The 11,897-nt window shown below is 63.5% G+C and carries 11 protein-coding genes and 1 pseudogene; 6 read left to right on the top strand and 6 right to left on the bottom strand.

What is annotated here, in order from left to right:
• Nucleotides 1–33: 33 nt before the first annotated feature.
• A pseudogene (locus tag FJV83_RS04870) lies at nucleotides 34–376 on the bottom strand (D-amino-acid oxidase); the annotation flags it as partial.
• Nucleotides 377–509: 133 nt separating this feature from the next.
• Nucleotides 510–1,064, bottom strand: a complete 555-nt coding sequence (locus tag FJV83_RS04860; RefSeq protein WP_185973420.1) for a TetR/AcrR family transcriptional regulator — start codon at nucleotides 1,062–1,064, stop codon at nucleotides 510–512.
• Nucleotides 1,065–1,144: 80 nt separating this feature from the next.
• On the opposite strand from FJV83_RS04860, the gene FJV83_RS04855 reads away from it, so the two are divergent.
• Nucleotides 1,145–1,996, top strand: a complete 852-nt coding sequence (locus FJV83_RS04855) for an NIPSNAP family protein (RefSeq protein ID WP_348645167.1) — start codon at nucleotides 1,145–1,147, stop codon at nucleotides 1,994–1,996.
• On the opposite strand, the gene FJV83_RS04850 is transcribed toward FJV83_RS04855, so the two are convergent.
• Both FJV83_RS04850 and choX read right to left on the bottom strand, forming a co-directional pair.
• Complete coding sequence (locus tag FJV83_RS04850) at nucleotides 1,993–2,829, bottom strand: alpha/beta hydrolase (RefSeq protein ID WP_246691795.1); 837 nt, start codon at nucleotides 2,827–2,829, stop codon at nucleotides 1,993–1,995. The genes FJV83_RS04855 and FJV83_RS04850 overlap by 4 nt on opposite strands.
• Nucleotides 2,826–3,764, bottom strand: a complete 939-nt coding sequence (choX, locus tag FJV83_RS04845; protein ID WP_142886417.1) for a choline ABC transporter substrate-binding protein — start codon at nucleotides 3,762–3,764, stop codon at nucleotides 2,826–2,828. Before choX ends, FJV83_RS04850 begins: the two co-directional genes overlap by 4 nt.
• 95 nt (nucleotides 3,765–3,859) lie before the next feature.
• On the opposite strand from choX, the gene betI reads away from it, so the two are divergent.
• The 5 genes from betI to FJV83_RS04820 all read left to right on the top strand — a co-directional run bounded on the left by betI (nucleotide 3,860) and on the right by FJV83_RS04820 (nucleotide 8,140).
• Nucleotides 3,860–4,498 carry a transcriptional regulator BetI gene (betI, locus tag FJV83_RS04840; RefSeq protein ID WP_095791693.1) on the top strand — a complete coding sequence of 213 codons (639 nt, stop codon included), beginning with the start codon at nucleotides 3,860–3,862 and terminating at the stop codon, nucleotides 4,496–4,498.
• Nucleotides 4,499–4,645: 147 nt separating this feature from the next.
• A complete protein-coding gene (locus tag FJV83_RS04835) occupies nucleotides 4,646–5,419 on the top strand; it encodes an SDR family oxidoreductase (protein WP_142886416.1) in 774 nt (257 codons plus the stop codon).
• A gap of 144 nt (nucleotides 5,420–5,563) precedes the next feature.
• Complete coding sequence (fumC, locus tag FJV83_RS04830; protein ID WP_095770919.1) at nucleotides 5,564–6,961, top strand: class II fumarate hydratase; 1,398 nt, start codon at nucleotides 5,564–5,566, stop codon at nucleotides 6,959–6,961.
• A 177-nt stretch (nucleotides 6,962–7,138) separates the two neighbouring features.
• Entirely contained in the window at nucleotides 7,139–7,561 is a 423-nt protein-coding gene (locus FJV83_RS04825; RefSeq protein WP_142886415.1) for a DoxX family protein, read from the top strand.
• Nucleotides 7,562–7,717: 156 nt separating this feature from the next.
• Nucleotides 7,718–8,140, top strand: coding sequence for a DoxX family protein (locus tag FJV83_RS04820; RefSeq protein WP_095791694.1), 423 nt, complete (start codon nucleotides 7,718–7,720; stop codon nucleotides 8,138–8,140).
• 20 nt (nucleotides 8,141–8,160) lie between these two features.
• Here FJV83_RS04820 and ppx read toward each other — a convergent pair whose 3' ends face one another.
• Nucleotides 8,161–9,696: an exopolyphosphatase gene (gene ppx, locus FJV83_RS04815; RefSeq protein ID WP_142877620.1), complete on the bottom strand. Its 1,536-nt coding sequence runs from the start codon at nucleotides 9,694–9,696 to the stop codon at nucleotides 8,161–8,163.
• Nucleotides 9,696–11,897 carry an RNA degradosome polyphosphate kinase gene (locus FJV83_RS04810; RefSeq protein WP_142886414.1) on the bottom strand — a complete coding sequence of 734 codons (2,202 nt, stop codon included), beginning with the start codon at nucleotides 11,895–11,897 and terminating at the stop codon, nucleotides 9,696–9,698. The genes ppx and FJV83_RS04810 overlap by 1 nt, the downstream gene beginning before the upstream one ends.

Raw genomic sequence — 11,897 nt, 5'->3', positions numbered from 1 at the left:
CATGGCGCGCAGGAAGCCTTTGGACGGGTCTGATCAAAAGCGGCTTGGGCGGAAGTTCGCAAGCAGCGGATGCTCAATGCCGCCGGCGATCTCGCCGGCAAGCAACTCGCCCGCGATCAGGCCAAGCGTTGCGCCGCTATGGCTGAAGGCAACATAATACCCCTGGATGTCCTTCAACTGGCCGAAGACCGGCTCGCCGTCTCCGGGGTTCGGCTTGGGTCCGACACCGTAGCTTTGCAGTTCCAACTTTGGATGTCCCTCGATGACATTCGAGGCCTCGTTGAGAAGCCCCAGAATGGTCGAAGCCTTTACGCTATAGGTCCCGTCCGAATTGACCAACACCTCGTCAGGCGGAATCGAGCGCGAGGGCTCCGTCGCGGAATTGCTCATCCGGCGATTGAAGGGAGATCCGCGACGGGCCGAAAGGCTCATTTTGCCAACATCGATCTTCGAGCGCGGCTCGGTAGGTCCGCCCCCGAACGCCATCATCGAGCGCGCCTAGCTGCGGCTCAGGCTTGGCCGAGTGCCGCCAGACAGTCGCGCAGCATGGTCGCGTCCTGCGCCGTCTTGGCCATCGACATGGCGCCGGAATAGCTGGCGACGGCAAGTGCCGCAAAATGCTGGGGATCGGTGCCTTGCTCCCCGCCCTCCTGCTGGTCGGCTCTGATCTTGTCGGCGATCGCCTGGCGCCATGCCGCAAAGATGCCGGCAAGGGCAGTTCGAAAATCCGGATCGGCGAGCGACAGTTCATGCGCCAGATTGTTGAGCGGGCAGCCGCGCACGAAACCCTGCTGTTCCAGTTCCGCCGCGACAGCCTCGAACACAGCCCGCACTCCTTCGCGTGCCGAAACCGCTGCCACTATCGGCGCGATCCATGTCTCCTCGACCGCTGCCGCCACACGCTCTTCGATCACCGCCAGGGCCAGCGCCTTCTTGGTCGGGAAGTGATGATGCAATGCGCCGCCGCTGACCCCTGCCGCTGTCATGAGATCGCCGAAGCTGGTCGCGTGATAGCCGCGCGCCTGGAACGCGACCTCGGCGACGTCGAGCACTTTGCAGCGCATGCCCTCGGGGTCGTTGACGCGCTTTCGTGGCCTTGGGCCAGATCGAATGGTCGTCTCTGCTGACATAGTCAGAGAATAGCATGTTGACAAAACAGGACAACCTGTTTGTTTATAAACAGGATGATCACCCTGTTTTTTGGAGACTTCCGATGAACCTGCCCCTGAACGCCGCTCCGCAGGCTGCAATGCTTGCCTCGCCCGTCGTCGAATTGCGGCAGTACACGTTGAGGCCCGGGCAGCGCGAAACATTGATTGCCCTGTTTGACCGCGAGTTCATCGAAAGCCAGGAGGCGGCTGGAATGACCATCATCGGCCAGTTCCGCGATCTGGACCGTCCGGACATGTTCGTCTGGCTGCGCGGCTTCGACAGCATGGACACACGCAAGGAGGCGCTGGCCGCCTTCTACGACGGCACGATCTGGGCGGCGCACCGCGACGCGGCCAATGCGACGATGATCGATTCGGACGATGTGCTGCTGCTGAAGCCGGTATGGCCGAGCGCCGGCTTCGACCTGTCAGGACTTCAGCGGCCGCTTTCTGCCGAGCACGAAAACTCCAGCAATGAGAACCGTTTGGGCGGTGTTGTTGTCGTCCGAATTCACCACTTGCGATCAGGAGCTGAGGCCGAATTCGCCAGTCGGTTCGCGGCGGAGGCGGCGCCCTTGATGAAGGCGCCCGGCGTGCGCCTCCTCGCCGCCTTTGTCACCGAACATGCCGAAAACAGTTTTCCGCGGCTGCCGGTGCGGGCCAGCGAGAACGTCTTCGTTTCCGTCGCCCGGTTCGACAGCGCCGAGGCGCATGCAAGCCAGGAAGCCGCCCTCGCCGCCGCGCCGGCATGGCAGCGCTTTTTGCGAGCAGTTCAGCTTGATCTGACCAAACCAACCGAGACCTTGCGGCTGTCGCCCACGTCGCGATCCCTGGTTGGGCGCTAGGCGTCGAATGCCCCGGTGATGGCCCGCGCGACAAAGGCCGGGTCCTCCCAATGCGGATTGTGGCCGCACGCCTCGGCACGCACGAGGCGTGCCTCCGACAGGCAACGCGAAAGCGCCTGTTGGTGCTCAACGCCGAACAGCGGGTCGCACGCGCCGGCGATGATCAGTGTTTGGGTTCGCACTCCCTGTGCCGCAGTTGTCAGGTCGGCGCGGCGGATCTCGTCCACGATGGCGCGCCAGCGCGCCGCGGGCATGGCCGATGCGTCTTTCGCCAGGCAGGCGAGAAACGGCTGGGGCACGCCGGGCCGGCAGTCATGCCACCAGTCATAGAACGGGTCGGTCGGCGATATCGGATCGCGCAGAGCCTGCACCCCCGCGACCAGGGGATGATCCGATGCGAAATCGGGTTTCAACGTGCCGGCCATCACCACCATTCCGGCGATGAGGTCGTTGTGCCGCGCAGCCAAGGCGACGGCCGCCATGGCGCCCAGCGAATGGCCGACCACAACGGGCCGATCGAGGTGCAAATGCCGGATCAGGCCCGCAATGTCATCGGCAAAGTCGGCGATGCCGAAGCCCTTGCCCGCCGGCGAGGCGCCATGGCCGCGCAGGTCGGGCATGATCAGCCGGCGGCCGGCCAGATGCGGCGCCAAGAGCGAAAAGCTGCGGCTGGTGTCGGTGAAGCCGTGCACAAGAACCAGCGCCGGTTCGGCGCCTGACATCTCGACATAGGCCATCTCGAGGCCGCCGCAATTGATGAATTGCTTGCGGCCGGCCCAGGCATTCTGCTCCGCCCAGGGATCCGAGGCCGCTTCCAGCGTGACCGATGTCAAAGGCCGAGTTTCTCCTTGACGGCTGCAAGGCCGGGCTTGCCGTCGAAGGTGGTGACGCCGGCGAGCCAGGCGTCGAGGCGGCTCTTGTTCGCCGTGATCGCCTTCAGCGCCCCGTCCTCCGGCTTCATGCCGTCATTGATGAGATAGCCCATGCCGACATTCTCGAAATTGATGTCGAAGGCGAGATTCCTGAGGAACTGCGCTACATTGGGGCATTGCTGCAGATAGCCCTTGCGGACCTGCGTCGTCACCGTTGCCGCGCCAAAATTCGGACCGAAGAACTTGTCGCCGCCAGTCAGATATTTGAAATCGTACATGGTGTTCATCGGATGCGGGGCCCAGCCCTGGAAGACGATGAACTGCTTTTCCTTGATCTCATAGCCGACCTCGGAAAGCATTCCGGCCTCGCTCGACTCGACCACGTGCCAGCCATCAAGACCGAGCGACGGGTCGGCGATGGCATCCATCATCAACTGGTTGGAACCGGGCTCGATGCCGTACATCTTCTTGCCGAACTTGTCGGCGAATTTGTGCAGGTCGGCAAAATCCTTGACGCCGGCATCCCAGACATAGGTCGGAACGGCGAAGGTGTATTTGGCGCCTTCGAGATTGACGCGGACATTCCCGACCGAGCCATCCTTCTTGTAGGGTTCGTAATAGGTGACCATGGCGGGGTCCCAATAGCCGAGGAACAAGTCCAGGTCGTTGTTCTTCATGCCTTCGTAGATGACGTTGATGCCCAGCACCGAGCTTTGCGGCTGGTAGCCGAGCGCATCGAGCAGGACGTTGGCGACGCCGGTGGTGAAGGCAAGATCGTTCCAGCCCGGTTCGGCCATGCGGACCGCCCTGCACTGCTCAACCTCGGCCGCCTGAGCCGTATGAACGCCCAACATCAGGGCTGCAAGACAGATGCCATTTGCAAGCATGCGGACCATTTCGATTCTCCTCGTCATCACGGTCGCCATCGTTGTATTGACCAATTGGTCTTTTTATTGTCCCACTGGTCAATTGTTGATCTGAGCGGACGAAAATGTCAACATGGATTCGCAACGCCTGGATGGAAGCCGTGAAACTCAAGCGCCTCAGCGACATACGCCGCAAGGAGTTGCGGCAGGCTGCCTTCGCGGTGCTGGAGCGCGAAGGCATTGCGGGTGCTACTCTGGAAAAGGTGGCCGCCCACGCCGGCGCCTCCAAGGGCATCGTGCTGCACTATTTCCGCAACAAGCAGGAATTGTTCGAGCATGCGATGCGGGAGGCCAACGCCGTGCTGCGCGACGCCGTCGTCGCCCGGCTTCGCCAGGCGCGCACGCCGATGGAGCGGCTCGACGCGGTGATCGACGGCAATTTCGAGCAACATCTGTTCCTGCCGCCGCTTTGCCATGCCTGGCTTTCGCTGTGCGCCGAGGTGCCGCGCGACGAGAAGCTGGCGCGTATCCAGAAGGTGCTGCACGCGCGCATGCGTTCGAACCTGTTGTCCGGCCTGCACGGCCTTGCCTCGCCCGGCGATGCCGGCGACATCGCGCTTGGCGTCACCGCGCTGATCGACGGGCTTTGGCTGCGGCTCGGCCTGGAACCAGGCAGCGTCTCGCGCGAACAGGCGATCCGCCAGGTCAAGGATTTCGTTGCCGCGCGCCTGGCCATGCACCAACCTGCAACCGTCGGCGCGTAGACTTGCCCTGGCCTGCCAGCTGGGCGCACTGTCCCATCCGAGCATCGGCAACCTGCGAAGTTCATACCGTGGGATAGACCGGCTGCTTGACCAGGGCCGCGACTATGCAGTGCTCTGGCATTGGCCAAGGCGACCTCGGAGTGCCCAATGAGACTTCTGGACAAGCGCACGCTGGTGACCGGCGGCTCGGACGGCATCGGCCTGGCAATCGCCGAGGCGTTCCTGCGCGAGGGCGCCGATGTCCTGATCGCCGGCCGCGACGCCGGCAAGCTCGACGCCGCGCGTCAGAAGCTGACAGCTCTCGGCTCGCCCGGCGCGGTGGAGACGCGATCCGCAGATCTTGCCGCCAGCTCCGGCATCGCAACTGTTGTCGAACACGTGAAAGGGACCGGCCAGCCGCTCGACGTTCTCGTCAACAATGCCGCTATCGCCTACCTCCTGCCGTTCGAGAGCGTCAGCGAGGCGCAGTTCCAGCACTCCTTCGCGCTCAATGTGACGGCGCCGTTCTTCCTCACCCAGGGGCTGCTGCCGCATTTCGGCGCCGGTGCATCCATCATCAACATCTCTTCCTATTTCGCCAGCAAGATGATCCCGAAGCGGCCATCGAGCCTCTATTCCCTGTCCAAGGGCGCGTTGAACTCGCTGAGCAAATCGCTGGCCTTCGAGCTCGGCCCGCGCGGCATCCGCGTCAACGCCATCGCGCCTGGCACGGTCGACACCGCCATGCGGCGCAGGACCGTCGACAACCTGCCAGCGGAGGCAAAGGCCGAGCTGAAGGCCTATGTCGAACGCAGCTATCCGCTGGGCCGCATCGGCCGCCCGAACGACCTCGCCGGGATGGCGGTTTACCTCGCCAGCGCCGAGGCGGCCTGGACGAGCGGCGGGATCTGCGCGATCGACGGCGGGTATACGGTGGGGTGAGATGCGCCCTTTCCCTTCTCCGGCAAGGGGAGATGGGAGATGCGCCCATCTTCAACCGATTTGCATCCGGCCCACCCGCAATCTCCGCTTGAAGCCATTTGTGCAACGCGATACGCCCTTGCCGACTTCGACAAGGAGAGACCCGTGACCGCTGCAAAGACCAGAACCGAAACCGATACGTTCGGCCCCATCGAGGTTGCCGCCGACCGTTATTGGGGCGCGCAGGCGCAGCGTTCCCTCGGCAATTTCAAGATCGGCTGGGAAAAGCAGCCGGCATCGATCGTGCGAGCGCTGGGCATCGTCAAGCGGGCGGCGGCGGAAGCCAATATGGAGTTGAAGCGGCTCGATCCGGCGATCGGCAAGTCGATCATCGCGGCCGCGCAAGAGGTTATCGACGGCAAGCTCAACGACCATTTCCCACTGGTTGTCTGGCAAACCGGCTCGGGCACGCAGTCCAACATGAACGCCAATGAGGTGATCTCCAACCGGGCGATCGAGATGCTGGGCGGCGCCATGGGCTCGAAGAAGCCGGTGCATCCCAACGACCACGTCAATATGAGCCAGTCGTCGAACGACACCTATCCGACGGCCATGCACATCGCCTGCGCCGAGCGCATCGTGCACGATTTGCTGCCGGCTCTGAAGCACCTGCACAAGGCGCTGGACGCCAAGGCCCGGGCCTTCAACCACATCATCAAGATCGGCCGCACCCACACGCAGGACGCCACGCCGCTGACGCTGGGCCAGGAATTTTCCGGCTATGCCGCGCAGGTCGCCTCCTCGATCAAGCGCATCGAAATGACACTGCCCGGCCTGCAGGAACTGGCGCAAGGCGGCACCGCCGTCGGCACCGGCCTCAACGCACCGGTCGGCTTCGCCGAGCGGGTGGCCGATCGCATCGCCGCCATCACCGGCATCGCCTTCGTCACCGCGCCGAACAAGTTCGAGGCGCTCGCGGCACATGATTCCATGGTGTTCTCGCACGGCGCCATCAACGCGGCGGCGGCAGCACTCTTCAAGATCGCCAACGACATCCGCTTCCTCGGTTCAGGCCCGCGCTCGGGCCTTGGCGAATTGTCGCTGCCGGAAAACGAACCCGGCTCGTCGATCATGCCGGGCAAGGTCAATCCGACGCAGTGCGAGGCGATGACGCAGGTCTGCGTGCAGGTGTTCGGCAACAATGCGGCGCTGACCTTCGCCGGCAGCCAGGGCCATTTCGAGCTCAATGTCTACAATCCGCTGATGGCCTACAACTTCCTGCAGTCGGTGCAGTTGCTTGCCGATGCGTCGGTCTCCTTCACCGACAATTGCGTCGTCGGCATCGAGGCCCGTGAGGACAACATCAAGGCGGCGCTCGACCGCTCGCTGATGCTGGTGACGGCGCTTGCGCCCACCATCGGTTACGACAACGCCGCCAAGATCGCCAAGACGGCGCACAAGAACGGCACCACGCTACGCGAGGAAGCGCTGGCCACCGGGCTGGTCAGCGAGGCCGATTATGACCGGCTGGTGCGGCCGGAGGACATGACGCATCCGGGGTAAGGTGCTTTTCGGCGGGAGAATTTGCTCCCGCCTCCGCATCACCCGACACGAATTTCGCGCCTTTTCGCCGTTCACGGAAATGTATAGCCTGTGAACAATGTGTCGCCGCATCGGCGGCTTTGGTGAACAGTCGGCATCGTCTATCTGAGGGTCATTCAACCCATTCGGAGAGACACCATGTCCATCAACACTTCCGCCGCCGGCGCCGGCACCGCGTCCAACAGCTCTGTCACCATCCTGCTCGGCCGCATCCTGCTCGCGGTCATTTTCCTGCTTTCCGGTTTCGGCAAGCTCACCGCCATTTCTGGCACTGCTGCCTACTTTGGCGGCCTCGGCCTGCCCGCTCCGACCATAACGGCTGTGGTCGTCGGCTTGATTGAACTACTCGGCGGCCTCGCCATCCTCGTCGGTTTCCAGACCCGTGTCGCCGCCTGGGTGCTCGCGATCTTCACCGTCGCCACCGGGCTGGTCGCCCATACCGGCTGGGCCGACCAGATGCAGATGATCCAGTTCCTCAAGAACCTCGCCATCACCGGCGGCTTCCTGCTGCTGGCTTCATCGGGCGCCGGCGCCTATTCGATCGACGCCAAGCGCGGCTGAACCTCCCTCCCAGGCCTCGACAGAAGCGGCGCGGAATTTTCCGCGCCGCTTTTTCGTTGTCCGGAATAGCCGGTCCGGTTTCGGCGGAGGCCTCACAGGCGTAGACTTCGAGGCAGCCGGCTCGAGCCCAAAAGGGCGCCGGCAAGGGAGGTGGCCATGACCCGCGATGCATTGCTTCTGGTTTCGCGACTGCTGTTTGCCGTGCTGTTCGTACCATCCGGCTTCCAGGCGCTCGCCAACATTGCCGGCACATCCGATTATTTTGCCGGCCTCGGCCTGCCGCTGCCGACGCTCGCCGCCTGGGGCACGGGCCTGTTCGAGTTGGTCGCCGGCTTGCTGATCCTCATCGGCTTTCAGACCCGGATCGTGGCGCTGCTCTTGGCGGCCTTCTGCGTCGTTGCCGGCTTCATCGGCCATCACGGCCAAGGGGCCGGCGATGCGACACTCGCCTTCCTTCACCAGCAGATGCTGATGAAGGACATTGCCATATCAGGCGGCTTCCTGGCGCTGGCGATGGCCGGTGCCGGCGCTTGGTCGGCCGACGGTCGCGGTTTCGCTATCGGTGCGGACGTAACCTGAGCCTCGGTCAGCAGAACGCCCTACTTGACCGACACGCTCGGTCCACCCTCCACGGCCAGCACGAGCCTGCGGTTGGTGATCCGCGCCAGCTGCGCTAGGCGGCCGGCCGGCCGCTCGCCGTAGAGATCTGAGAGCGATGCCGGCAGCACCAGCGCCAGCACGCCGTTGGCGCGTTGCTCCCATTTCAGCCTGGGCATGATGCCGGGCATCGAGGCCGTCAGCAGGTAGACCACCCGCATCATCGCCGCCAGCACGCGAGCCCGCTCGAGATAGCGCGGCGTAGCCAGCGCCTTGATTTCAGGTGCGATGGATTCGTTGAAGATGCCGTCGTGACGATAGGCGTTGGCCAAAGCCAGGAAGGCACGGCCGGGATGGTCGACGCCGAAGAAAGAGGCGTGCGCGATGATGTTGAGCGATTGCCTGCCGCGATATTCCGGGTGCGCGCGCCAGCCGATGTCGGCCAGCAATGCGGCGGCGTGGCGGTAGCGCGCCTCGTCCTCGGTCTCGTCGATACCGAAGGCGGCGAAGGATTTGGCAGTCCAGTCGACCAATTCATGCGCATGGGTGACCGAGCGCGAGCGCAAACGGGCGAGTTCCTCGGACGCCGAGATCAACGGATCGGCCTTCTGCTCGGCCTCGTCGAGCAGCGAATAGAGAAAACCTTCGCGCACGCCGAGCGCCGAGACGATGATCTTCGACGGCTGCATCGCCGCCATGATCTCCTGCAGCACTATGGCGCCATAGGGCAGCAGCGAGCGGCGGTTCTTCGAGACGCCCTCGATCCCCTTGACCTTCTCGATCTCGGCTTTGGCCACCTGTTTGAGAAAATTCGTCGCGCTGTCGGCCGACATCTCGTAGTGGTGCATGACGCCAAGCGGGTAGTTGGTCATCTCCATGTGCAGGCGGGCGAGGTTTCGCCAGGTGCCGCCGACGGCGTAGAAGGGCCGGCCCTGCCCGCCTTTCAACAGCTTGGCGCGCGCCAGTTCGTCGCGCGCGATCTTCTGTGCCTGGGCAAGCGAGTTCTTCGCCATGTCCTGCAGGCGCAGGCCACCGAGCGGAAGCGTGATGCCGTCGCCGATCGCCTCGCCATTGACGTCGACCAGTTCGAGACTGCCGCCGCCCAGATCGCCGGCGATGCCATTGGCCGGGTGGAAACCGGAGATGACGCCGAGGGCCGAATAATAGGCCTCCTGGCGCCCGCTGATCACGCGGATCTCGGTCTTGAGGACCTCTTCGGCGCGATGGATGAAATCCGGACCGTTGATCGCCTCGCGCGCCGCGGCGGTGGCCAGGACATAAATATGCTCGGCGCCAGCCTGATCGGACAGCGCGCGAAAGCGGCGGAACTCTTCCATCGAGCGGGTCACCGCCTCGGGGTCGAGCTTTCCGGTCGAAACGATGCCGCGGCCAAGACCGGCGAGCATCTTTTCGTTGAACAGCATGGTCGGCGAGCGCGCCAGCCCTTCATAGACGACGAGGCGAATCGAATTCGACCCGATGTCGATGATGGATAGCGGTCGGCGGTCCTGCAGCCGGCCCTGGGAATCAGACAGCATCAGGTGGACGCTGCAGCGTTCTTCTTGCGGCGCTTGAACTGCGCAATGCGCTTGGGCGCATGCGACTTCAGCGCGTCACCCCGTCCCGACAGGCTCGGATTGGTCATGAAATATTCCTGCGCGTTGAACGGTTCCTCGCCCTCTTCCAGCACCACGCGCCGGGAGGTTCCATCAGCCAATACGTCGAAACTTTGCTGATTGTCCATGATGTTGCCCAGCATGATCTGGCCCAAAACCTGTTCATGCACAGTTGGATTGATGATCGGCACCATGGTCTCGACGCGACGGTCGAGATTGCGCGGCATCAGGTCGGCGGAGGAGATGTAGACGATCGCCTCGTCCGAGGGCAGGCCATAGCCATTGCCAAAACAATAGATACGGCTGTGTTCAAGGAAGCGGCCGACGATCGACTTGACCCTGATGTTTTCCGACAGGCCCGGCACCTGCGGCCGCAGACAGCATATGCCGCGCACGACGAGGTCGATCTCGACCCCGGTGCGGCTGGCATCATAGAGCGCGTCAATGATGATCGGGTCGACCAGCGCGTTCATCTTCATCCAGATGCGCGCCGGCTTTCCCTCCAGCGCATGCGCGACTTCGTCGGAAATGTGCTGCAGGATGCGGTTGCGCAGCGTGAATGGCGAGATAGCCAGCCGCATTTCGGCGGTCGGCTCGGCATAACCGGTGATGAAATTGAACAGCTGGGCGACGTCGCGGGCGATCGTCGGATCGGTGGTGAAGAAGGACAGGTCGGTGTAGATGCGCGCGGTGACCGGATGGTAGTTGCCGGTGCCCAGATGCACGTAGTTGCGCAGCTTGCCATCCTCGCGCCGCACCACCAGCGACATTTTCGCGTGGGTCTTCAACTCGAGGAACCCGAACACGACCTGCACGCCGGCGCGCTCGAGGTCGCGCGCCCAGCGGATGTTGGCCTCCTCGTCGAAACGCGCCTTAAGCTCGACCAACGCGGTCACCGACTTGCCGGCTTCGGCCGCGTCGACCAGCGCGCGCACGATCGGGCTGTCGTTGGAGGTTCGGTAAAGCGTCTGCTTGATCGCCACCACTTCCGGATCGGCCATCGCCTGGCGCAGGAACTGCACAACGACGTCGAAGGATTCGTAGGGGTGGTGGACGATGATGTCCTTCTCGCGGATAGCGGCAAAGCAGTCGCCGCCATGCTCGCGGATACGCTCAGGAAAGCGCGGATTGTAGGGGGTGAACTTCAGGTCGTCGCGGGGGACGGAGACGATCTCGGAGATCTGGCTGAGCGCCAGCGGACCGGTCAGCACGCTGATGCGGCTGGACGAGACGCCGAGCTCACCGGCCACGAAATCGCGCAGTTCAGCAGGCATCAGCCTGTCGAACTCGATGCGGATCACCGAGCCGCGGCGGCGGCGCTTCAGCGCCGTCTCGAACAGGCGCACCAGATCTTCCGATTCCTCCTCGACCTCGATATCGCTGTCGCGGATGATGCGGAATGTGCCGGAACCCTTGACTTCATAACCCGGAAACAGCTTGCCGATATAGAGACCGACCGCCTCCTCAAGCGGGATGAAGCGGACATGGTGCTTGCGATCGGGAAGCCGGATGAAGCGCTTCAGCGCCACCGGCAGACGCAGGAGCGCGCTCATCTCCTCGCCATTCTTGCGGTGGCGCAGCTGCAGCGCCATCGAGAAGCCGAGATTGGGAATGAACGGGAACGGATGCGCCGGGTCGATCGACAGCGGGGTAAGCACCGGAAACACCTGGTCCTGGAAATGCTCTTCCAGCCAGACCTTCTCGTCCTTGGTCAGCGCATCGCGCGTGATGCTCTCAATGCCTTCCTTGTTGAGCAGCACGGTAAGCGCCGAAAGGCTCTTCTGCTGGTCTTCCTGCAGCCGCTCGACCTCGCGCAGCAGCTGTTCGAGCTGCTGTTCGGGGGTGCGGCCGTCAGGGCTTTTCAGCGTAATGCCTTCGCGCACCTGGCCGGCGAGGCCGGCGACACGCACCATGAAGAATTCATCGAGATTGGCGGCGGAGATCGACAGGAAGCGGACGCGTTCCAGCAGCGGATGGTGGGTGTTCAGCGATTCCTCGAGAACGCGGCGATTGAATTGCAGCCAGGAAAACTCACGGTTGACGAAGCGATCCGGGTTGCCGCCCTCTGAATTGGCCACCTCGACATTGACGAATTCGCTCTGCACCGGCTTCAGTTCGTTCAT

Origin of the sequence: Mesorhizobium sp. WSM4307 (genome assembly GCF_007003945.1) — a bacterium.
Lineage (GTDB): Bacteria > Pseudomonadota > Alphaproteobacteria > Rhizobiales > Rhizobiaceae > Mesorhizobium.
The sequence above is the reverse complement of the archived record's forward strand: the minus strand, read 5'-3'. Positions and strand labels throughout refer to the sequence as shown.